The following is a 21,056-nucleotide window of genomic DNA, read 5'->3' on the forward strand; positions in this document are numbered from 1 at the left end:
CGCTGTCTCGGTGCCGCCGGACCTTTTGATGCCGGGACTAGACCGAGTATCATATTATATAGACCGGTCGTCATATTCCGTCAATGCTGCTAAAAGAACAGATATGGCCAAAACCACCAGAACCCGAATGATTGAAACGACCCTGCGCCTGATCCAGGCGAGGGGGCTCCATGGCGTCAGCCTCAACGATATCCTCAGCGAAAGCGGGGCTCCCCGTGGGTCACTGTATTTCCACTTTCCCGGCGGCAAGGAGACGCTGGTACTGGAAGCCATGCGAGCAGGAATTGACGAAGCCTCTCAGGCCCTGCGGGAGAGCCTGGCACAAGCCACGACCCCGGCGGAGGGTGTGCGCCTGTTCTTCCGGGCCGCCGCGGCGGAGATGACAGATTCCGAATACCACTTTGGCTGCCCCGTCGCCCCCATCATTCTGGACGCGCCGGAGGTGTCCAGCGAACTGGCCGCAGTCTGCCGGGCCGCGCTGGAAGATTGGACACGGATGTACCACGATGCCCTGCTGGCGGCGGGTCTGGCGCCAGCGCGGGCCGAGCGCCTTGCCCGGATGATCGTCGCCAGCCTGGAAGGGGCCCTGATCATGGCGCGCAGCCAACAGGCCAGCAGCATCATCACCGAGGTGGGGGAAGAAGTAAGTGATCTGATCGCCACGGCCCTGGCCAGGGAGTAGCCCTGTTCCTGCAAATATGCTCTGTTCGAACCTGGCCTGCTAGAGTGTTAGGGCTTGTCGAACCCTCGCCTCAGCGGGGGCGAGGTATTCGATGCCGTATTGCACATGCAGCCCTACCCATCTGCAAACTGCCGGCGCCAGCGACTTTCGATGGTGTCGAGCTCGGCCGGGCCGTAACGAGCGACACCGCGCCCGCTGTAGTGTGCCCAGAGCTGATCACCGTAATCGTAGTGCCACCACTCACTGGGCAGGTTGGTAAACCCCGCATCCTGCATCACCTGGTAAAGCAGGCGCCGATTATTTCGCGCCTGGCGCTGTGCCGCGCTCGGTGCTTTCAGCGTCTCGAAGTGATCGCTATGCGATGCCGGAATGGCTTCGTCGAATTGCGTGCCCATGTCGAGGGGCATGCCGTCGGCATCGCAGAGGGTGACATCCACCGCGCCCCCGGTTAGATGCGGGCTCGGTGCCAGCGGGTCGCGGCTCGGCAGCGACACGAACTCGCGCGTACGCACCATGAGCTCGCCCTCGTCGAGGGACGGATGATGGTGGTGGATCGCTTCATGCAGCGTATCGAACAGATACTGCTGCACGCGCCATGGCCTCCAGCCATCGAGCACCACCATGCCGATCCCCTCGGGTAGCCGCCGGGCAGCCTGAAGCAGCGCCCGATAGACCCCTTCGCGTACGAAGCACTCGGGTACGGCACCGGGGATGCCCAAGCGTGCATAGGCGGGGAACACCTTGATGGGTTCGGGCGCGAGGCTCATCGGCACGAGGCGTTCACCGCATTCGGTGATCGGCAGCGCCGACACACGCTCCCACTCGGGAGCGTCCAGGCTGGGGACCCTGGGCAGTGAGGTGCCGTCGGCGGTTGGGGAACTTGAGGTCGGCATGGTCTTATCCAAGGACATGGGGCAGCCACAAGGTGAGCGGCGGGAACAGGATCAGCAGCAGTTGGACCGCGATGGCCGTCAGCACGAATGGCCAGATGGTCCGAAACAGCGAGACGATCTCCAGCCGGCTGACTGCCGCTGCCACGAACACGCAGGCCCCCATGGGTGGCGTGATCAGGGCGATGGTAATGTTGAGCGTGATGACGATGCCCAGATGCACGGGGTCGATCCCGGCCATCATGGCGACCGGCGCAAAGATCGGCGTGAGCAGCATCAGCGCCGAGACCTCTTCCATGAACATCCCGGTGATGAAGGTGATGCCGCTGAGCATCAGCAGGATCAAGAAGGCGTTGTCGATATAGGGCGAGAGCAGCGTGACGAACTGCGCCGGCACCTGGGCGTAGGAGAGTAGCCAGCTGATGGTGGCCGATGCCGCCATGATCAGGAAGATCGCCGAGGTAAGACGCGAGGTATCGACGATCGCCTGCCAGAACTGCGGCAGCCGGAGCCCTCCCAGCACGATGCCACACAGCGCGACATACAGGGCGGTCAAGGCACCCGACTCGGTCGGTGTGACAAAGCCCATGACGATGCCCGCGACGATGATGAATGGCGCCACCAGCGCCGGCAGGGCGGCGACCGCTGCCAGACCCAGTTCCTTGGCCTTTGGCAACTGGCCGCGCTTCGGCAGGCCCTTGCGCCACGCATACCAGGCGTTCATTGCCATGAACGCCACCCCCAGCAGCAGGCCCGGGATCACCCCGGCCAGGAACAGGTCCCCCACCGAGGTGTTGGTCAGCGACGCGTAGAGAATCATGAAAATACTGGGAGGAATGATCGGCCCGATCAGCGAGCTGCCCGCCGTGAGACCAGCCGCGAAGGCGCGCGAGTAGCCTTCCCGCTCCATCGCCGGCACCAGCAGCGAGCCCAGCGCCGAGGTGTCGGCCACCGCGGACCCATTGACGCCGGCAAAGAACACGCTGGAGACGACGTTGACGTGGCCCATGCCCCCGCGGAAGTGCCCCACCAGCAGGCGGGCCAACCCCATCAGGCGCTCGGTCAGCCCGCTGACGTTCATCAGGTTACCCGCCAGGATGAAGAGTGGAATCGCCATCAGCGAGAAGACATTGATGCCCCCAAAAAACTGCTGAGGCATCATCCGCGGAATCATGCTCGGGTCGACGAAGAAGAAGCCGACCAGCGCCGTCGTGAGCAGTGCGATGAACAAGGGCAGGCCGAGCAGCACATGGCCCAGAAATACCGCCAGCATGGTCAGGATCATGATGCGGCGTCCTCCGTCGCGACCCGCAGGGGAGCGGGACCGTACCAGAGCACATGCCAGGCCAGCAGGGCAAAGCCGATGGGCAGCGACATAAGTGGAACCGTGCGGCTGACGCCCAGCCCCGAGGTGGTAAACATGCTGACAGAGTGGGCGTAGCGGTAGCTGACCCAGGCGCCCCCCAGGGCAATGCCAAGGGTCAGCAGCCACTGGTAGACATTCAGCAGGCGGGTCAACGCAGGCGGCAGCAGTCGCTCGATCAGCGCGACACGCATATGACCGCCCTCTACCCAGACAGCACCGGCGGCGAGCATGACAGTGCCGATGATGAGAAACCGGGCGAGTTCATCGGTCCAGATCGGTGCGCCACCGGCGAAGTAGCGCATGAAGACGCCAAAGAGGATGACGCCCAGGTTGATCAGCAGCAGGCTGGCAGCGATTGTCAGCGACAAAGGTCGGCTGACCGCCAGCACGCGATGGCGCAGTGACGACATGGAAACGTCCTGTGGTGAAAAGGGGCCGAGTGCCCGGCCCCGAAGGAATCCTGCTGGTATCAGTCGACCAGGTCGCTCATGCCGGCGTCCTCGAGCGCCATGTCGATCCAGCGCTGCTCGATGCCACGATCCGACAACCACTCCAGGTAGGCCGGCTGGCCAATGTCACGGAAGGCTGCCAGGTCGTCCTCGGAGGGGCGGATCACCTCCATGCCCTGCTCTTCGAGGAAGGCGATACGCTCTTCCACCTGGGACTCGTTATGAACGCGGGCGTTATGGTTAGCCTCGGCAACGGCTTCCATGAAGGCATCACGCACGTCGTCGTCCCAGCCTTCGATCATCTGGCTGTTGCCGACCAGGAACTGGTTGGAGTACTGAATATTGGCCAGCGTCAGGTAATCCTGCACCTCGTAAAGGCTGCCCAGGATGATGTACATCGGCGGGTTCATCTGGCCGTCGGCGATGCCGGTGCGCAGCGACATGTACACTTCGGTCCAGGGAATCGGAGTGCCAGATGCCCCGAAGGATTCGTACAGGGCGACCTGGCTGGGATCCATGGCGCGGAAGCGCAGCCCCTCGAAATCATCGGGATGGGTAATCGGCCTCTCGTTATTGGTAAAGGCCAGGAAGCCCCCCTCCTCTACCACCGCCAGCATATCGATACCGGCACGCTCCTTGAGCGTCGCCTCGACCTCACGCCAGTAGTCACCCTCATCGAAGAAGGCACGAGCGTCGTCGAAGTCATCGAACAGGAACGGAATCGCACTGACGAAGATTTCATCGACCAGCGGTGAGACGCCTGCGAACGACGCCACGTTCAGCTTGGGCGTATTCATGGTCTGCTCCATGCGGTCCTCTTCTTCCCCCAGCATGCTGTTGGGATAGAGTTCCAGCTGGATTTCGCCACCGGTCTTGTCTGCCACCAGCTCCTTGAGGTTGGTGGCGAAGACGTGCACGGCGTTCTTGTCGGGATCGGGTGCGCCGTTGTAGCTCAGGTTGATGGTGGTCGCGGCCATGGCCTGGCCGGTGAGCAGCGCGCTGCCCAGCAGGCAGGCAGACGCCAGGGCAGTCAGCGGAAAAGGCTTCGAGACGGTCATTGGGTATCTCCTTGTTATTGGTAAGGACCTCAGCAGGGTATGGATTGATCCGTTGACTATGCAATACCCAAAGCGTTGTTAAAAAAGCAACGATCAGGCCTGCTCGGCCAACAGCCTTGGCGCATCGCCGCGGAAGAAGCGCATTCCCTGGCTAAGGTGGGTCAAGCAGGTTTGGGCGGCCACGCTCAGCTCGCGTCCGTCCAGGCTCACGATCTGGGCGCGCGCCTCGCTCATGATGGGATACGACAAGGGCAGGTGCCGAATCTCATCGCGCTGAATTTCATCCGCCACCGTCAGTTCCGGCATGAAGGTCACTCCGATGCCGGAGCGCACGAAGTTCTTCAGCACCGCCACCGAATTGGTATGCAACCTGGCCTTGAGGTGCACACGCTCCTGATGAGCCACCATGTTGACCATCTGGCGCATCCCGAAGGGGTTGTCCATCAGGGCCAGTGGCCAGTTCGCCAAATCCCGTAACGTTAGAGGGCGCATCAGCTCCAGGAGGGGGTGGTCGGGGGGAACGATCAAGTCCAGGGGCTGGCGCGTCTCGATATGACAGTACAGCGATGGATCGACGGGCGGGGCATAAAGCAAGGCCAGGTCCACCTCGCTGTCCTTGAGCAGCGACATGGCCTCATTGACGCCGGCCATGCGGATTTCCACTTCGATACCGGGAAAAGCGTTCATGAAGGCATTCATCGGAGCGTCGATCAGGTCGGCAATAAAGCCTTCACCAACGGCAATCCGCACCTCACCACGCGCCACGCCCTGAAGCGCGACCAACTGCGATAACACCGCCTCCTCCGCGGAGCGCTGAGCATGAAAATGCTGCACCAGCAGCTTGCCGGCTGCCGTGGTACGCATGCCGCCGCCATAGCGTTCGCATACCCGCACGCCCAGCTCTTCCTCGAGCTGCTTGAGCTGGCGACTGATGGCCGAGGGATCGATGTTCAGATGAGCGGCAGCACGTCGCAACGAGCCGCGCCGAATCACTTCGTTCAGGTAGGCAAGCGCACGGGGATTCAGCATACGAGGAGCTTCCTGGCAACGGTGTGAGGTTGAGCGCTCCGTTGCGCTCGACTGCCGCTTACCCTATCCCAAGTTCCTCGCGCTGTGGCAACCATCGCCAGGGCGGCCATGCCACCGTTAAAGCCTCGGCGTGTCGTGACCACGCAGGCCGGGGACGTTTCCCGACCTGCGCTTATTTGGCCAGCGCCGAGACTAGCGGGACCACTGCTCAAGGAGATACCCCATGTGGCAAGGACTCCCGAGGCGCGCCCGTGGCTACCTGATCACCGGCGCCGGGGTGCTGTTGCTCTCCCCGGATGCCCTCTTCGTCAAGGACACTCAGGTCGAGGTGGAGGTCTTCGTGTTCTGGCGGGCACTGCTGTTGGGACTAGTGCTGGGCATGGTAGCCCTGGCCCGCTATGGCCGCGGGCTGCCCGGCGCAGTGCGCGCCTGTGGCCCGGCGGCAGTGTGGTGCCCGCTGGCCTTTGCCGGCAGTGCCTGGGGCTTCGTGGCCGCGGTACGCCTTACCGCCGCCGGCAATGTGCTGGTGATCCAGAACCTGGCGCCCCTGGTGGCGGGGCTGCTGGGCCTGCTGCTGTTTGGTCAGCGCCTCAGAGTACAGACCTGGTTAGTGATCCTGCTCTGCGTGCTGGGGGCGGGACTGATGGCCGCCGGCGAGATGGGACAGGGCTCGCCGCTGGGGATGGTGGTGGCCCTGGCAATCCCGCTGACGATTGCCGTCAACATGACCGTGGCCAGCGCCCAGCGCGGCGTGGATACCACCGTGATCCTGCCCCTGGGCTGCCTGGTGATGCTGCTGCCGGCCCTGGCCCTGGGCGGCATGCAGCTACCTCCCATGCAGGATCTGCTGCGCCTGCTGCTGATGGGGCTGGTGTTCCTGCCGGCGGCTTACTACCTGATCCAGACCGGGCCACGCTACCTGAGCGGCGCCGAGGCCAGCCTGGTGATGCTGCTGGAGACCCTGGTGGGAACCCTGCTGGTGTGGTGGTGGGTGGGCGAGGTGCCACCGCCGCTGGCCTTCGTTGGCGGTGGCCTGATCCTCGCCGCCCTGCTCGGCAGTGGCTTGCTGGACCTGCTGCGTCAGCGCCGCAAGGTAGCCGACGGTGCCCCAGACCCGCAGCAAATTCTCGACATGGTCGACCGAACACCCACCGATTGAGCAGTGGCTGGGCGCCTCGACTAGTGCGCCTCGACTTCCACCGCCAGCCATTCATCGACCATGTCCCGGTGGTTATCGATCCACTGCCGAGCACCCTCGACAGGGTCGCCCAGCTCCTCGATTACTGCCATCAGCCCACCAAGACTATCATCGTCCATATGCCAGCCGTTGAGCACCTCGGTCAGCCAGGGGTCGTCGCTGGCGAAATCACCGCGTGAGAACCAATAAATCGTTTCATCTTCGCCGTAAATACCCTGAGGGTCCTCAAGGTACTTGAGGTCGTATTCGGCGAAAGCCCAGTGCGGACTCCACAGCGTCACGACGATGAATTCCTCATTCACATAGGCGCTGTCGAACGCAGCCATCATCGCAGCCTCGGAGCTGTTGACTTGCGATAGCGGTAGCTCGTAGTGCTCGATGGCATCATCGGTCAGACCGGCGATCGCGGAACCGCTGTCGATGCCCAGGATGGCGGGGCGCCCCTGGTATTCGAACGCGTCAGCACGTTCTGTCAATTCCGGAATGGTGTCGATATCGACATAACTCGGAACGACGAGCCCCAGCCCAGTGCCATGGTACCAGGCGTCATGCACCGCAAGATCGTCCTCGTAGGGCTCGAGGAAGGGCTGGTCGGTGATCGGCAACCAGATCTCCATGGAGATGTCGATATCGCCCTGGGCCATGGCCGTATATAGCGCATTCTTGCTGACATTGGAGAGCTCGATATCGTAGCCGTACTCCTCCTCCAGCAGAATCTTCCACATATTGGCGACGGCGATATTCTCGGCCCAGTTGTTGGTACCAATTGTCAGATGCTTGTCCTGGGCTATGAGGGACTGGCTCGCCGGAATGAGGGCAAGGGCCAGTAGTGCGGATGACAGTTTCTTCATTCGAAAAATCTCCCCGTTATCGCGTTGTATTGTTGGTGCTTGATAGTAGCAAGGTCTTCGCCACGCCCCTCCCTTGGATTGAGAATGCCTGCCATGAGAAAAGGGAATGGCGCCGCTGCTAGTGCTAGCCGATCAGCCTTGGATCGAAGGGATAATCCGACAGCAGCTCGACCTGACCGTCCTCTCGGACGTACAGCTGTTCCTCGAGCTTGACGCCCTCGCCGCCGTCCTCGTGGCCAATGAAGCTTTCCACGCACAGCGTCATGCCCGGGGCGATGATGCCGTCGTAGCCCTTGTCGTCGATGTCTTCGCGGTGAACGATGTAGGGATATTCGCCGTTCATGCCCACCCCGTGCGCCAGGGCGAAATAGCGTCGTGCCCGGTAGGCGGGCGGAATGCGCCAGGCGCGTTCGGCGTACTCCTTGAAACTGACCCCAGGCTTGAGGTTTTCCATGTTGGTGCGGATCTGTTCGTAGGCCAGCTTGTAGAGGTCCCGCTGGGCCGGGCTCGCCTCGCCTTCGCCGCACAGGAAGGTGCGCGAGAAGTCGGCGTAGTAGCCGTACCGCCCCACGACGTCGGTATCCAGGGCGACCAGCTCGCCGTCGCGGATGAGGCGATCCGAGCACTCCTGGAACCAGGGATTGGTACGCGGCCCCGAGTTCATTAGCCGCGTCTCGACGAAGTCGGCATCGGTAGCGATGATGTGCTCGTGCAGCTTGGCCCAGACGGCGTTCTCGCTGACGCCCGGCGCGATAGCGGCTTCCAGCTTGCGCACGCCGTCTTCCACGGCACGCAGCGATGAACGGATCATCTTGATCTCGTTTGGCACCTTATAGGCACGCGCCTGTTCAAGCGGCTCCTGAGCGTCCAGCACCCGGTAGCCGCGACGCTGCAACGCGAAGGCCGCTTCCGGCGTGGCGCTCTCGATGGCGATGCGCTCGCCGCCACCGCACTGGCGCACCAGCTCGACGATCTCGTCGGCCCAGGCACGGGTCACCGCCTCGGTGTTGTTCTCGTTGAAGTAGTAGGAAATCGCCTTGGCCGGCCGGATCTCGTCCACCGTGGGCAGGTGGCTGGCCAGGTGCTCGCAGCCGGAGAACTCGAACAGCACCACTGGGCCCTCGGCGGGCACGAAGGCATAGCGCGCGGGGTTGCGCGAGCTGTAGACCTGCATGTTGCGCGAGCCGGTGGCATAGCGCACATGAGCGGGGTCGAACAGCACCGCGGCGGTAATGTCGCGCTTGGCCAGCTCGGCTCGCACCCGCCCGAGTCGGCCCCGCTGGATGCGCGGAATCTCGTCGGCGGAAGGCTCGCATTCCGCCGGTACCTGGGTGGGCGGCAGGATGCCCATGGACGCCAGGTCCATTCTCATCGGTGTCTCCTCGTCTTGGGGGCGGTCGTTCTCGTTGGGTCGGCTCAGTCGATCAAGCCGTCGGCGCGCGCCTCGCGGCGCTCCTCGGCCAGCATGTGCTGCTCCGAAACCCGGCCGTAGAGCTGACGGGTGCGCTCCAGACGCCCCACCACGTCCGGCGCCTGCGAATAGGCGAAGATTGCCGTCAGGCGCGGCGTGTCGCCCTCCACGCGCGTCACCCGATGCAGACTGAAGCGCCCCTTGAACAGCTGCAGATCACCCGGACGCAGGTCGAGCCGCTGGACGCGCTCCGTTCGCTCGCCGCGAATCACCGCAGCGACCTCGGCGTAGTTCTCGTCCTGGGGATTGCGGATGCTGGGACAGTATTCGAAGTCCCCGCCGCGCTCGGGCTGCTGGGTCATCATGGTGACGATGAATTCGTTGGTGTCGTAATGCCACGGCTGCTCAGTGCCGTCCGGCAGCACGTTGAGCACTAGCCCGGCGTAGGGGTCGGCATACTCGTAGATGCGCGGCTCGCCCAGGCAGCGCTGCACCAGCGACTTCATGGCACGGGAGACATAGAGCCGGTGGATCAGGGTGTCGGCGGTGATCATGTCGCGGGTCACGAAGCCGCTGGTGCGGGTCATGAACAACCGCCGGGGATCATCCTCGGGCAGCTTGGGGTCGTCGGCGGTGAAGTAGGCGTTGACCTCGCGGGTGTTGTAGAAGCTCTTCTCGGCCATCCGCGCACTCTCCTCACGAACACGCTCGAGGCGGTCTTCGCGCAGAAAGCCGCGCAGCACGACGCAGCCCTCGCGATCCAGGTAGGCGCGGGCCGTCTCGATGGTCTCGAGCAGTCCCGGGTCGTCGGGCCGGTGCAGGGGATACCGCGCGGTGTCGACGATATCGGAAAGGTCCCGAGCCTCGGCGTTGGCCAGGCCATGGTCGGTGGCGCTCATCAGTAGCCTCCTGGGGTGTCGGTTGCTCTTGCCTGGGCTTATGCTGAACGCTCCACAGCCATTCGAAAAACGAGTCATTCCGATGGATTCAATCGGCGATTCCGATCGATCGCGCCACCCCGCCCTGGACAGCGACCTGCTGCTGGCTTTCGTCACGGTGGCCGATAGCGGCGGCTTCACCGCGGCCGCGCGCTACCTGCACAGGACGCAGTCGACCATCAGCCTGCGGGTGAGCACACTGGAGGACCGCCTCGGCACCCGGCTGCTGAACCGCACCAGCCGCCACCTGGCGCTGACGCCGGATGGCCAGACCTTCCTGGTCTACGCGCGGCGCCTGCTGCAGCTCCAGCGTGAGGCGTTGGGGGCGCTGAACGTCTCGAACGAGCCGATCACCCTGCGCTTCGGGCTGCCCGAGGACTATGCCGGCACCTGGCTGCCCGCCCTACTCGAGCGTTTCTCGACGATTCATCCGGAGGTGCGCGTGCATATCCACTGCCGCATGTCCACCGAGCTGCTCGAGCGGCTCGATGACGGCTCGCTGGATCTGGTGCTGGCGGTGCGCCACGCCGCCGACAGCGGCGGCGAAGTGGTCGGCGAGGAGGCCGTGGAGTGGGCTGCCCATCGCGATTTCTGCCTAGACCGTGAACGTCCACTGCCGCTGGCCCTGTTCCCCGAGCAGTGCGTCTATCGACGGCGCGCACTGCAGGCGCTGACCGAGCGGGGGCTGGCCTGGCAGGTCGACTCGACCAGCCAGAGCCCCAGCGGCCTGCGCGTCATCGTCGACCAGGGCCGCGCATTGACGCTCTGCGAGCGGCGCATGGTGCCCGGGCAATGGCGAGTGCTCGGCGAGGCCGAGGGTCTGCCGCCCCTGCCTGCCGCTGAACTGGAGATCCATCGCTCGCCCAGCCTGACGCATCCGGCCTTCGAGGCCTTCGTGCAACGGCTGCGCGAAGTGATGACGGAGGCGTTGCCCACGACGCTATAACGAGCGCTGCGAGGGGCCATCGCTGGCCACGGCGCCCTGCAACCAGTCGTACACCAGGGTCAGCATCGGCTCGTCGCCCTGCCCCGGGCGGGTGACGAACCAGTAGGATTGATGCCCCGGCATCGCCGCCGCCAGCGGTTGCACCAGCGCCCCCTTGGCCAGTTCCCGAGCGACCATGGCGCGGTCGGCGATGGTGATACCCAACCCTTCCAGTGCGGCGCGAATCGCCAGGTCCAGCAGGTCGAACTCCAGCCCACCCTGGGTATCGACTCCCTCGATGCCCGCCGCATCCAGCCAGTGGCGCCAGGTCGGGAAGCGATCCTCGGTGGTGCGCATCACATGCAGTAGCGTCTGCTCGCGGAGGTCCAATGGTCGACCGTCACGTAACAGGCGCGGCGCACAGACCGCAATGTGGTTCTCCTGCATCAGGAAATGCGGCTCGACGTCATTCCAGTCGCCGTCGCCGAAGCGGATGGCAGCATCCAGAGTGCTGTCGGCAGCCAGATCGTCGCTTTCGCGAGTGGTCAGGGTCAGCGAAAGCGTGGGATAGCGCCGCCGCAGATCGTCCAGGCGCGGCACCAACCAGCGGCTGGCCAGCGTCGGCGGCACGTTGAGGCGTAAGCGGGTGAGATCCGTAGGCGAAGCGAGATCGCGCACCGTCAAGGCGATGCGATCGAAAGAGGTACTCAAGGCCGGCAGCAAGCGCCGCCCCGCCTCGGTCAAACGCAGCTGTCCCGGCCGACGTTCGAACAGCACCACCCCCAACTGCTCCTCCAGATGACGCACCTGACGGCTGATTGCGCTCTGCGTTACGTGCAAGCGCTGCGCCGCCTGGGTGAAGTTCTGGCACTGCGCGGCGGCCTCGAAGGCCTTGAGGGCATTGAGCGGTGGCAGGTAGCGACTCATGGCCGGCGGCACCTCATGCGTTTTTATCGGGATATGACGTCCTAGAGCTCGAATTCCCTCGACTCGCCATGCGTTTTACTCATGACCAGGGTACCAAATCCTCGTTTGTCGCCCTAACCGACACTGCCCAGACTGACCATCGGATCCTCAACATTCAGCTCTGGAAACCGATTACCATGGCCGACGATAGCGAGACGCTGACGCCCCGAACGCGCGACCTGGAAGGCTGGCGCGAGCTGGCCGCACGGGTGCCGCTGCCCAACCGCGCCTACCTCGACGGAGAGTGGCGCGACGCTGCCTCGGGCCGCACCTTCACCGCCCGCAACCCGGCCACCGGCAAGCCCCTGGCCGAGGTGGCCGCCTGCGACAGCGTTGATGTCGACAGGGCGGTGGCGATCGCGCGCCGCACCTTCGAGAACGGCGAGTGGCGCGACCTGCCCCCCACCGAGCGCAAGGCGCGCATGCTCGCCTGGGCCGATGCCATCGTCGCCCACGCCGACGAAATCGCCCTGCTCGAAACCCTGGAGACCGGCAAGCCGATCGGCCAGACCACCAGCGTGGACGTGCCCGGCCTGGTTGGCGGGCTGCGCTGGTACGCCGAAGCGCTCGACAAGCTATACGGCGAGACCGCGCCCAACGGCGCCTCCAGCGTCTGCCTGGTCGAGCGCGAGCCGATCGGTGTGGTCGCTGCGGTAGTGCCCTGGAACTATCCGTTGATCATCGCCGGCTGGAAGCTCGGCCCGGCGCTGGGCGCCGGCAACTCGGTGATCCTCAAGCCCGCCGAGCAGTCGACGCTGGGCACCCTGCGCGTTGCCGAACTGGCGCGGGACGCCGGCATCCCAACCGGCGCGCTTCAGGTGATCACCGGCCTGGGCCACGAGGCTGGCCAGGCATTGGGTCTGCACGATGACGTCGACGCCATCGGCTTTACCGGCTCCACCGAGATCGGCAAGAAATTCCTGGAGTACTCGGCACGCTCCAACATGAAGCGCATCGGCCTGGAGTGTGGCGGCAAGAGCCCGCACATCGTCACCCGCGACGTCGACGACCTCGAGCGCATCGCCATGTATGTCGCCTACGGCGTCTGGTACAACCAGGGCGAAACCTGCCACGCAGGCACCCGGCTGATCGTCGACCGCACCATCAAGGATGCGTTGCTGGACAAGGTGCGCCAATGGGCTGACAAGCTCCAGCCCGGCGACCCTCTCGATCCGGACACCCAGATGGGCGCGATGATCGAGCCCGAACACGCCGATAAGGTCATGGGCTATCTCCAGCAGGGACGCGACGAAGGGGCTCGGCTGCTGTTCGGTGGCGAGCGCGTGCGCCAGGACAGCGGTGGCGTTTTCATCACGCCGGCGATCTTCGACGAGGTCACCAACGACATGCGCATCGCCCGCGAGGAGATCTTCGGGCCAGTGCTGGTGGTGATCGGCGTCGATGGCCTCGACGAGGCCCTGGCAGTCGCCAACGATACCGACTACGGCCTCGGCGCAGCGATCTGGACCAACCGCCTGAGCGACGGCCACCGCGCCGCCCGTGCCCTGCGCGCCGGCACCGTCTGGGTCAACTGCTACGACCACACCTCCATCAACGCGCCCTTCGGCGGCTTCAAGCAGTCTGGCCAGGGCCGCGACAAGTCGCTGCACGCCTTCGACAAGTACACCGAACTCAAGACCACCTGGATCGAACTGGATGCCTGACATGCCGATGAACTTCACCACCGGCCGACAGGTGCCCCTGATGGTCGGCGCCGGCGCGCTATCGCAACTGCCCGGACTATGTCGAACCTACAAGGCCAGCAGCGCGCTGATCGTCGCCGACGCCGGCATCGCCGCCACCGGCCTGGTCGACCAGGTGACCTCACTGCTGGACGACGACCTGCAGGTAGCGCGTTTCATCGCGCCCGCCGGTGAGCCGACCCTGGCCACGGTCGACGCCGGCGCCGACGCCGCACGCAAGCTCGAGGCGCCGCTGGTGATCGGCGTGGGCGGCGGCTCCTCGCTGGACATCGCCAAGCTGGTGGCCGCCCTGGTGATGAGTCCCGGCCCGATGGCCGATTACCTGCTCGCCCGCACGCCCTGGTTAGGGCGCGCCCCCCTGGTGATGATTCCCACCACCTCGGGAACTGGCTCGGAGGTCACCCGCACCTCGATCGTTGCCGACGCCCAAGGACACAAGCAGTGGGCCTGGGGCGACGAACTGCTGCCCGAGGCGGTCCTGCTCGATCCCGAGCTGACGCGCACTCTGCCGGCGCCGTTGACCGCCGCCACTGGCCTGGACGCCTTCGTGCACGCCCTCGAGGCGACCAGCGGCCAGGGGCGCCACGTCTTTATCGAGGCCAGCGCGCTGCAGGCGATGCGCCTGATCGGGCAGGCACTGCCGCGTACGGTGGCCGCCCCCGACGACCTCGAGGCGCGCCAGAAGATGCAGGTCGCCGCCTGTCTTGCGGGCCAGGCGATCGACAACGGCGGCACGGGCTTGGGGCACAATATCGGTCATGCCCTCGGCTCGCTCTACCACCTGCCGCATGGCGTCGCCGTGACGCTCGGTGTAGAGGCCACCCTGGCCTGGACGATCAAAGGGCGCGAGGCCGTCTTCGCCCCGGCGGCCAATGCGCTGGCCAGTGGCACGGCAGCGCGAGACCTGCCCGCGCGCTTCAGTGCCCTGGTCGATGCCGCCTGCTTCAACGAGGCGCTGGCGCCCTTCGCCGACCTCGAGATGGATGTCGAGGCGCTCGCCGCGGCCATGCAAGCCGCGGAGAATGCCCCCATGGCCGACAACGCCGCGCGTCGGCCCGGCGCCGACGACTGGCGTGCGCTCGCCGAAGCCACGATATCGCTGTTCGAGCGCCGCCTGACCTTCCTGAAAGCCGCCCAGGAGCAGCCCGCATGAGCGTCATCGAACGCATCGACATCAGCCATCACCAGCAATTGCTCGAGCCGCCTTTCCCTGCGGCCTGGGACAGCCAGCCGCGCCGGCTGTTTCCGGCGACCCTGGTCCGCGTGATCGACAGCGAAGGGCGCGAAGGCGTCGGCTCCGGCGATGCGATGTACGGCTTCGAGGACTTTCGCTCGCTGTTCATCGGCCGCGATCCACTGGACCTGGAACGCCACAGCGGAGTGATCGACAACATCGGCTTTCATGCCGGGAGATGCTGGCCGCTGGAGGTCGCGCTCTGGGACCTCGCCGGCAAGATCCGCGGCGAGCCGGTGTGGCGCATGCTCGGCGGCACATCAAATCGCCTGCGCGCCTATGCCTCAAGCGGCACCCACCGCCCGCTCGAGCAATTGGTGGCCCTGGCCGAGCAGGTGCGCGACGCCGGCTTTGCGGCCATGAAGCTGCGCTTCGGCCGCCCCCGACTCGACGACGACCTGGCGGCCCTGGCGGCGGTGCGCCGAGCGCTTGGCGAGACATTCACTCTGATGGTGGACTGCAACCAGGGCTGGCGCATGCCCTGGGACGTGCAGGCTCCCTGGGACCTGGCCAAGGCCAGCGAGGTGGCCGAGGAGCTGATCCGTCACGACGTGCTGTGGATGGAGGAGCCGCTCTACCGGGGCGACTATCCCGGCATGGCGGCGCTCAACGCGCATACCGGCGACCGGCTGAAGATCGCCGGCGGCGAGATGACCCGCGAGCCCTACGAGTTCCATGAGATGCTGCGGCGCGACTGCCTGGACGTTTACCAGCCCGACGCCGTCTGCTCGATCGGCATGCTGGGGCTGGCCCGATTGGCGCGGGAGGTGACCGCGCACGGCAAGTGGTTCACCCCGCACACCTGGGGCAACGGCATCGGCCTGATCGCCAACCTGCACCTGACCGCCGGCAGCGTGGGCCCGAAGGGCTGCCCATACCTGGAATTCCCCTTCGACCCGCCGGAGTGGACGCCCGAAGCCCGCGACTATCCGCTCCTCGCCCCGCTGACCACCGACGACGCCGGCTGGCTGTCCCTTTCCGAGGCCCCGGGCTTGGGCATTGCCCTCGACGAGCAGCGCCTGCGCGACACTCGCGCCGACCAGGCCACCTATACCTGAAGCTGTGCATCGTCGAGGTCTTGGCGGTCGTAACGCGACTGACGGGGAAAGTATCATCTTGGCCTGAGTACTTCGGCATGGCGACGAAAGTTCTTTGCCGCGACAAAGAAGGCCCTGATGACAGGATCCTGAGACTCGACCAGCCGAAACACCGACTCCGGGCACGGTGGGCCCATGCCCGTCACGGCAATGCGGTGAATGGCGTCGGTGCGCCCTGTGCCATGGCGCCACATAAAGCCAACCCCCAAGCGGTTGGCCACTGCCTCGTAGACGCCATCACGTGTATCCAGCACTAGCCTGGCGCGCGGCTTGAGCCCGGCTTTGCGGAAAGCCGTATCGACGAGCGCTTGTGTCGATGAACCACGGCTGCGAAAGATCAATGGGACCTGCATCAATTGCTCGCAATCAAGGCGGGAGAATCGCGAGACCGGGTCGTCGGGGTGGGCAATAGCCACCACTTCCTGATGAATCAGAGTTTCGCGAACGAAGCGTTCATCCGGTGGGACGTTCGGCAATACACCAATATCCAGTTGTCCCTCCACCACACCTTGGATGATGTGAGCGAAGTCACTGAGCGTCACTGATAGATTCACCTGTGGGTATTCACGCTGAAACGCCGCGATCAATGCCATCCCCGGCATCGAGTTGCCCAAGCCAACCCGCAGCTGTCCCGTGTGGATGGAGTGGCGACGCTCTAGCAGTCGCGCGGCCTGCTCCTCCAGGGCATCGATTTTCTCGGTGAGGACAATGAGCTCCTCGCAGAAGGAGGTGGGAGCCAGATAACCGTCCCTCCGTTCGAAGAGCGCTGCGCCGCAATGCTGCTCCAGGCTCTTTATCTGCTGCGCTATCGCCGGTTGGCTCACACCAGCATGGCGAGCAGCAGCAGCGTAGGAGCCGCTGATCAAGACGGCATGGAGGGCGCGACGAGCAGAGCTGGAAAGTTTCATGGGGGTACCCCTAACAGAAGTTCTGCTCACCACAAGAACAGCTTTTGTTTGCAACAATATTGTCAAAGCTTGACTTCAACCTGCCTGGGTAAGCCCAACGACTGGAGCGCAACTCTTGCAGGCGAATGTTTCCCCCTCGGCAGCAGATACGCGGCCTTCTCAACACCCTGATGTCACGGATCCGCGCTGGCAGGCGATTCTTTGTGACCTTGATGGCTGCCTTATCAGCGGCGAACTGCCGCTGCCCGGGACACAGGCACTCTTTCAGCGACTGGGCGACCGCCTCTGGATCGTCTCCAACAACTCCACTGATACAGCCGCAAGCCTGGGGGCCAGACTGCGCGGTATGGGGCTGGCCATCGCTGATGAGAGACTGATATTGGCCGGTGTGGCAGCCATCGACGATCTTGCCCGGCACAAACCTGGCTCCCGCGTCGCGCTGTTTGCCAGCCAGGCCCTGGTCGCCCATGCCGAGTCCCAAGGGCTGAAGATTACGCAATGCTGCCCGCAAACGGTGCTGCTCTGCCGTGACACCGGCTTCGACTATGCCGCCCTGAGAAGGATCATTGGCTACCTCGAAGGGGGCGCCGAGCTACTGGTAGCCAATCCTGATGTCAGCCATCCCAGCCTGGATGGCCCCCCTGTCCCTGAGACCGGTGCGCTGCTGTCTGCGATCTGCAGCGTCCTGCCGCGGCAAGACTTTCGAGTGATCGGCAAGCCGGAGCGACACCTGTTCGACGTAGCGCTTGCCCGCGCTGGCGTGCATGCCGGTCAGGCAATGATGGTCGGTGACAACGTCATGACCGACGGAGCCGGCGCCCAGGCACTCGATATCGCCTTTCTCGAGGTCATGCCAAATGCCGGGCTCGGGCCAATATTGGGAGGTGCATCGTGCTGAGATTCTTGATCCTGCGCATCGTAAAGATGGCCATCACCCTGTTCGTGGTCGTGACGGTGGTGTTCTTTGCCACTCGATTGTCGGGCAACGCCATCGACTTTATCGCTGGCGAAGGGCTGGATGCCCAGAGCCGCTCGGAACTGATCGCCTACTATGGCCTGCGCGAGGATGTTCTCACACAGTACTGGCGCTACCTGAGGGGCATGACCGAGGGAGAGTTCGGACTCTCCTTCACTGAGCGACGCCCGGTTACACAGGTGTTCTGGGAACGCGTCGGCCCTACGCTGCAACTTATCGGCGGCGCCATTCTGATGACCCTGGTCGTCGCCATTCCTGCCGGGGTCTTTGCCGCCGTGAGGCGCCGCAGCACGTCTGCCCAGAGCGTGATGACGCTGGCATTCCTCGGCTATGCCACGCCGAATTTCGTGTTGGCCACGCTGATGTTGCTGGTCTTCTCCTATTGGCTGCAGATCCTACCCAGTGCCGGCAACAGCACCTGGGCGCACTACTTGATGCCGGTCACGGCACTGTCGCTGACCTATATCGCCGCACTGATTCGCTATACCCGCAACGCCACGCTGGACGTGCTGGGGCAGGACTATCTGCGCACGGCGCGCGCCAAGGGCATGTCGGAGCGTGAAGTGATCGTGCGCCATGTCTTGCGCAACACCCTGATCACGGTGCTGTCGGTGTTCGGCCTGATGGTCACCGCCCTGGTCTCCTCCGGCGCTGTGGTCATCGAGAGCATCTTTTCCTGGCGAGGGATCGGCGACCTCCTGGTGCGCGCAGCGATCCGTCGTGACTACCCGGTATTGCAGTTCGGTGTGCTGGCGGTGGCGGCCGCCGTGGTGGTGATCAACACCCTCATCGATATCGCCTATGCGCTGGTTGATCCCCGCGTGCGCCTGGGAGCGCGAGTCTCATGAAGCGAATCGCCAAGTATTTTTTTCACGCACGAACTTTTTGGTCCGATGCCACACCGCTGGTACGTCTGGCCATTGTCGTCGGCCTACTGTTGCTAGGGGCCACGGCCTTGGCCCCCTGGCTGGCTCCCTTCGATCCGAACCAGCAAACGCTTCTCGCTAGGTTAAGCCCCCCCGTGGGCTTCGAGGGTGCCGCAATGGGCCATTGGCTAGGCACCGATGAGTTAGGGCGCGACATCTTCTCGCGTGGACTGCACGCACTGCGCATCACCCTGGGCATCGGCTTGGGTGGGGCTTCGCTCGGGATGCTGCTGGGGCTGGCACTGGGATTGGTTGCTGGCCTCAAGGGCGGCTTGATCGACGACCTTGTTGCCGGTGCCATCGATATCCAGATCGCCGTGCCCTTCACCCTGCTGGCCCTGTTGGCAGTGGCAATCTTCGGCGGCGATCTGCTGGTGCTGATCATCGTATTAGGTATCGCCGGTTGGGAAACCTTCGCAAGGGTGGTGCGCGGTGAAGTCATCAAGCTACGCAACCAGCCGTTCATCGAGTCAGCCCTGGCCGCCGGCGCGTCTCCCTGGCGTATCGCCACCCGTCACCTGCTGCCCAACCTGGTATCACCACTGGTGGTGATGTTCGCACTCAGTTTTTCGCAGATCGTGCTTCTCGAATCGACGCTCTCCTTCCTCGGTTTGGGAGTTCGTCCGCCCACCGCCACGCTCGGCAGCATGGTAGGCCAGGGGCGCGACTACATGCCAAGTGCTCCCTGGCTGGTGATAGTCCCTTCGCTGCTCATCCTGCTCGTCACCCTGGTCGTGCAGCTGATCGGCGATTTCCTGCGTGACCGCGCCGATATTCGGCTGCGCCAGCGCTGAATCAACTGCAAGTGCCGTCTGACACATTCAGCTCAAGTCGTCCCAAGAGGTCATCATGAAGAAAGTACTGATAGGTACCATCGCCGCCGCCACCTTGGCGGCTCAGCCCGCCCTGGCGCAGGAGCTGCGCGTCGGCGTTCAAAACATGAATAACTACCTCGATCCTGGCAGCGATCACTCCAATGCCGGCTCGCAATACTACTACAACAGCTTCGACACCCTGATTGACAGAGACCACGACGGTTCGGGTGACTTCGCCCCCGGCCTGGCTACCGACTGGGAAATCGTCTCTCCACAGATGATCGAGTTCACGCTGCGTGAAGGGGTCAAGTTCCATGACGGCTCGGAGATGACGCCAGAGGACGTGGTGTTTTCCCTGAACCGCATGTTTTCACCAACCTATCCACCTTACCTGGTACGCAAGCGCGACCGCCTTGGCAATTTTACCCGCGCCGAGGCCACCGAAGAGGGCAAGGTACGTGTCTACACGGCCAAGCCGGAGCCGATCTTCGAGACGCTGCTGTCGATGCAGCAGACCATGATCGTGCCCAAGGATTACCTGAGGGGCCTCACCGGTCACCCCGAGGTCGATGAAGTGTCGGACTACGAGGCGTTCGGTCTCGCACCGGTGGGAACCGGCCCCTACCGGATCGCCGAATTCGTACCGGGAGAGCGTATCGTCTACGAACGCTTCGACGACTTCTGGGGCGAGCCGGCCCCCTATGAGCGGGTGATCGCTTCGCGTATTCCCGAAACGGTCAGCCGGGTGACCGCGCTGCGCTCGGGTGAAGTGGACATGATCACCAACCTGGCACCCGACCAGTTGGACTTGGTCGACGACGACCCCAGCCTGAAGACAGCTGGCTCAGTGACACCGCTGTTCCATGTCATGATCATGAACGTCAACCACCCCGAGCTGGAAGACCCGCGCATTCGTCGAGCGCTAAGCCTGGCCATCGACCGCGACCTGCTCAATGAGTCGCTATGGGGAGGCATGGCCGACGTGCCCTCGACGCACACCATGCAGGAATTTGGCGAGCTCTACATGCCGGAACTCGAGACCTTCCGACATGACCCCGAGGAGGCACGCCGCCTGCTCGACGAAGCTGGCTACGACGGTACCACCATCACCTACGACACTCACTCCGCCTACTACACCAATGGCCTGATGGCCGCTCAGGCGATCATGGAGATGTGGGATGCCGTGGGCGTCAATGGCGAGATCAACGTGATCGAATCGTGGACGGGTTGCACGCCGGAGTTGATGACCCGTAACTGGTCAAACCCCATGTACTTTGCCGACCCGTTTGGCTCCTTCGGCGTGATGTGGGGGCCGGATGGGCCTTCGGAGAGCTGTGATCGCTTCAATACCGATGAGGCTTACCAGGAGACCTGGGAACGCTTCCGTTTTTCAGACTCCGTGGAAGAGCGCCGCAGCGCCTATGCCGAGCTGATGGAGCGTATCGAGCAGGATCCGCCGGTGCTGCCGCTCTATCGGCCCTATGAGGCATGGGGCATGCGTGAGGGCATCGATTGGCAGCCACTGCCGAGCCATATCCCCTACGTGCTGGACTTCCGGGCTGGCCGAATCACCCCGGCCTCGAACTGAACCCCCAAGTTGAATGGCGCGCCGTCCTGAAGGCGGCGCGCCTCAT

At 64.2% G+C, this 21,056-nt stretch carries 20 protein-coding genes; 10 read left to right on the forward strand and 10 right to left on the reverse strand.

What is annotated here, in order from left to right; translation table 11 throughout:
* Nucleotides 1-127: 127 nt before the first annotated feature.
* Nucleotides 128-682, forward strand: a complete 555-nt coding sequence (locus CK498_RS06835; RefSeq protein WP_217987709.1) for a TetR/AcrR family transcriptional regulator — start codon at nt 128-130, stop codon at nt 680-682.
* A 113-nt stretch (nt 683-795) separates the two neighbouring features.
* Here the strand turns inward: CK498_RS06835 and CK498_RS06840 are convergent, their stop codons facing one another.
* The 5 genes from CK498_RS06840 to CK498_RS06860 all read right to left on the reverse strand — a co-directional run bounded on the left by CK498_RS06840 (nt 796) and on the right by CK498_RS06860 (nt 5,474).
* Nucleotides 796-1,575: a M15 family metallopeptidase gene (locus tag CK498_RS06840; protein WP_176475741.1), complete on the reverse strand. Its 780-nt coding sequence runs from the start codon at nt 1,573-1,575 to the stop codon at nt 796-798.
* A gap of 4 nt (nt 1,576-1,579) precedes the next feature.
* Nucleotides 1,580-2,857, reverse strand: a complete 1,278-nt coding sequence (locus CK498_RS06845) for a TRAP transporter large permease (protein WP_095620085.1) — start codon at nt 2,855-2,857, stop codon at nt 1,580-1,582.
* A complete protein-coding gene (locus CK498_RS06850; RefSeq protein WP_095620086.1) occupies nt 2,854-3,348 on the reverse strand; it encodes a TRAP transporter small permease in 495 nt (164 codons plus the stop codon). Before CK498_RS06850 ends, CK498_RS06845 begins: the two co-directional genes overlap by 4 nt.
* A 59-nt stretch (nt 3,349-3,407) precedes the next feature.
* The gene (gene dctP / locus CK498_RS06855; protein WP_095620087.1) at nt 3,408-4,445 is read right to left on the reverse strand and encodes a TRAP transporter substrate-binding protein DctP; all 1,038 of its coding nucleotides are present in this window, start codon (nt 4,443-4,445) and stop codon (nt 3,408-3,410) included.
* A gap of 93 nt (nt 4,446-4,538) precedes the next feature.
* On the reverse strand, nt 4,539-5,474 hold the full coding sequence (locus CK498_RS06860; protein ID WP_095620088.1) for a LysR family transcriptional regulator: 936 nt from the start codon (nt 5,472-5,474) through the stop codon (nt 4,539-4,541).
* A gap of 223 nt (nt 5,475-5,697) precedes the next feature.
* Between CK498_RS06860 and CK498_RS06865 the strand changes: the two genes are divergently transcribed.
* Nucleotides 5,698-6,633, forward strand: coding sequence for a DMT family transporter (locus tag CK498_RS06865; protein ID WP_095620089.1), 936 nt, complete (start codon nt 5,698-5,700; stop codon nt 6,631-6,633).
* 20 nt (nt 6,634-6,653) lie between these two features.
* Here the strand turns inward: CK498_RS06865 and CK498_RS06870 are convergent, their stop codons facing one another.
* The 3 genes from CK498_RS06870 to CK498_RS06880 form a co-directional block, all read right to left on the reverse strand.
* Nucleotides 6,654-7,523 (reverse strand): glycine betaine ABC transporter substrate-binding protein, encoded by an 870-nt coding sequence (locus tag CK498_RS06870; RefSeq protein WP_095620090.1) that lies wholly within the window; start codon nt 7,521-7,523, stop codon nt 6,654-6,656.
* Nucleotides 7,524-7,647: 124 nt separating this feature from the next.
* On the reverse strand, nt 7,648-8,895 hold the full coding sequence (locus tag CK498_RS06875) for a M24 family metallopeptidase (RefSeq protein WP_217987710.1): 1,248 nt from the start codon (nt 8,893-8,895) through the stop codon (nt 7,648-7,650).
* Between the two features lie 44 nt (nt 8,896-8,939).
* Nucleotides 8,940-9,833 carry a HalD/BesD family halogenase gene (locus CK498_RS06880; RefSeq protein WP_095620091.1) on the reverse strand — a complete coding sequence of 298 codons (894 nt, stop codon included), beginning with the start codon at nt 9,831-9,833 and terminating at the stop codon, nt 8,940-8,942.
* Nucleotides 9,834-9,915: 82 nt separating this feature from the next.
* Between CK498_RS06880 and CK498_RS06885 the strand changes: the two genes are divergently transcribed.
* The gene (locus tag CK498_RS06885) at nt 9,916-10,818 is read left to right on the forward strand and encodes a LysR substrate-binding domain-containing protein (RefSeq protein ID WP_229358987.1); all 903 of its coding nucleotides are present in this window, start codon (nt 9,916-9,918) and stop codon (nt 10,816-10,818) included.
* Here the strand turns inward: CK498_RS06885 and CK498_RS06890 are convergent.
* Nucleotides 10,813-11,724, reverse strand: coding sequence for a LysR substrate-binding domain-containing protein (locus CK498_RS06890; RefSeq protein ID WP_095620093.1), 912 nt, complete (start codon nt 11,722-11,724; stop codon nt 10,813-10,815). The genes CK498_RS06885 and CK498_RS06890 overlap by 6 nt on opposite strands.
* Before the next feature lie 176 nt (nt 11,725-11,900).
* Here CK498_RS06890 and CK498_RS06895 point away from each other — a divergent pair, with 176 nt between their 5' ends.
* Genes CK498_RS06895 through CK498_RS06905 form a run of 3 tightly spaced genes read left to right on the forward strand, consistent with a single transcriptional unit; the run spans nt 11,901 to nt 15,758 of the window.
* Entirely contained in the window at nt 11,901-13,427 is a 1,527-nt protein-coding gene (locus CK498_RS06895) for an aldehyde dehydrogenase (protein WP_095620094.1), read from the forward strand.
* Nucleotide 13,428: 1 nt separating this feature from the next.
* On the forward strand, nt 13,429-14,619 hold the full coding sequence (locus tag CK498_RS06900; RefSeq protein WP_095620095.1) for an iron-containing alcohol dehydrogenase: 1,191 nt from the start codon (nt 13,429-13,431) through the stop codon (nt 14,617-14,619).
* Nucleotides 14,616-15,758, forward strand: a complete 1,143-nt coding sequence (locus CK498_RS06905; RefSeq protein ID WP_095620096.1) for a mandelate racemase/muconate lactonizing enzyme family protein — start codon at nt 14,616-14,618, stop codon at nt 15,756-15,758. Before CK498_RS06900 ends, CK498_RS06905 begins: the two co-directional genes overlap by 4 nt.
* Before the next feature lie 53 nt (nt 15,759-15,811).
* Here the strand turns inward: CK498_RS06905 and CK498_RS06910 are convergent, their stop codons facing one another.
* Nucleotides 15,812-16,705, reverse strand: coding sequence for a LysR family transcriptional regulator (locus tag CK498_RS06910; protein ID WP_095620097.1), 894 nt, complete (start codon nt 16,703-16,705; stop codon nt 15,812-15,814).
* Between the two features lie 115 nt (nt 16,706-16,820).
* On the opposite strand from CK498_RS06910, the gene CK498_RS06915 reads away from it, so the two are divergent.
* The 4 genes from CK498_RS06915 to CK498_RS06930 all read left to right on the forward strand — a co-directional run bounded on the left by CK498_RS06915 (nt 16,821) and on the right by CK498_RS06930 (nt 21,010).
* Entirely contained in the window at nt 16,821-17,603 is a 783-nt protein-coding gene (locus CK498_RS06915) for an HAD-IIA family hydrolase (RefSeq protein ID WP_095620098.1), read from the forward strand.
* The gene (locus tag CK498_RS06920; RefSeq protein ID WP_217987711.1) at nt 17,597-18,529 is read left to right on the forward strand and encodes an ABC transporter permease; all 933 of its coding nucleotides are present in this window, start codon (nt 17,597-17,599) and stop codon (nt 18,527-18,529) included. The genes CK498_RS06915 and CK498_RS06920 overlap by 7 nt, the downstream gene beginning before the upstream one ends.
* A 194-nt stretch (nt 18,530-18,723) precedes the next feature.
* Nucleotides 18,724-19,401: an ABC transporter permease gene (locus CK498_RS06925; protein WP_217987712.1), complete on the forward strand. Its 678-nt coding sequence runs from the start codon at nt 18,724-18,726 to the stop codon at nt 19,399-19,401.
* A 55-nt stretch (nt 19,402-19,456) separates the two neighbouring features.
* On the forward strand, nt 19,457-21,010 hold the full coding sequence (locus CK498_RS06930) for an ABC transporter substrate-binding protein (RefSeq protein WP_095620100.1): 1,554 nt from the start codon (nt 19,457-19,459) through the stop codon (nt 21,008-21,010).
* Nucleotides 21,011-21,056: the final 46 nt, after the last annotated feature.

Source organism: Halomonas salipaludis, assembly GCF_002286975.1.
GTDB classification, from domain to species: Bacteria; Pseudomonadota; Gammaproteobacteria; order Pseudomonadales; family Halomonadaceae; genus Franzmannia; species Franzmannia salipaludis.

Bases quoted from the DNA above. Each gene is read 5' to 3' on its own strand.
- CK498_RS06835 (WP_217987709.1), top strand. From the start codon at position 128: ATGATTGAAACGACCCTGCGCCTGATCCAGGCGAGGGGGCTCCATGGC.
- CK498_RS06840 (WP_176475741.1), bottom strand. From the start codon at position 1,575: ATGCCGACCTCAAGTTCCCCAACCGCCGACGGCACCTCACTGCCCAGG.
- CK498_RS06845 (WP_095620085.1), bottom strand. From the start codon at position 2,857: ATGATCCTGACCATGCTGGCGGTATTTCTGGGCCATGTGCTGCTCGGC.
- CK498_RS06850 (WP_095620086.1), bottom strand. From the start codon at position 3,348: ATGTCGTCACTGCGCCATCGCGTGCTGGCGGTCAGCCGACCTTTGTCG.
- dctP (WP_095620087.1), bottom strand. From the start codon at position 4,445: ATGACCGTCTCGAAGCCTTTTCCGCTGACTGCCCTGGCGTCTGCCTGC.
- CK498_RS06860 (WP_095620088.1), bottom strand. From the start codon at position 5,474: ATGCTGAATCCCCGTGCGCTTGCCTACCTGAACGAAGTGATTCGGCGC.
- CK498_RS06865 (WP_095620089.1), top strand. From the start codon at position 5,698: ATGTGGCAAGGACTCCCGAGGCGCGCCCGTGGCTACCTGATCACCGGC.
- CK498_RS06870 (WP_095620090.1), bottom strand. From the start codon at position 7,523: ATGAAGAAACTGTCATCCGCACTACTGGCCCTTGCCCTCATTCCGGCG.
- CK498_RS06875 (WP_217987710.1), bottom strand. From the start codon at position 8,895: ATGAGAATGGACCTGGCGTCCATGGGCATCCTGCCGCCCACCCAGGTA.
- CK498_RS06880 (WP_095620091.1), bottom strand. From the start codon at position 9,833: ATGAGCGCCACCGACCATGGCCTGGCCAACGCCGAGGCTCGGGACCTT.
- CK498_RS06885 (WP_229358987.1), top strand. From the start codon at position 9,916: ATGGATTCAATCGGCGATTCCGATCGATCGCGCCACCCCGCCCTGGAC.
- CK498_RS06890 (WP_095620093.1), bottom strand. From the start codon at position 11,724: ATGAGTCGCTACCTGCCACCGCTCAATGCCCTCAAGGCCTTCGAGGCC.
- CK498_RS06895 (WP_095620094.1), top strand. From the start codon at position 11,901: ATGGCCGACGATAGCGAGACGCTGACGCCCCGAACGCGCGACCTGGAA.
- CK498_RS06900 (WP_095620095.1), top strand. From the start codon at position 13,429: ATGCCGATGAACTTCACCACCGGCCGACAGGTGCCCCTGATGGTCGGC.
- CK498_RS06905 (WP_095620096.1), top strand. From the start codon at position 14,616: ATGAGCGTCATCGAACGCATCGACATCAGCCATCACCAGCAATTGCTC.
- CK498_RS06910 (WP_095620097.1), bottom strand. From the start codon at position 16,705: ATGAAACTTTCCAGCTCTGCTCGTCGCGCCCTCCATGCCGTCTTGATC.
- CK498_RS06925 (WP_217987712.1), top strand. From the start codon at position 18,724: ATGGGCCATTGGCTAGGCACCGATGAGTTAGGGCGCGACATCTTCTCG.
- CK498_RS06930 (WP_095620100.1), top strand. From the start codon at position 19,457: ATGAAGAAAGTACTGATAGGTACCATCGCCGCCGCCACCTTGGCGGCT.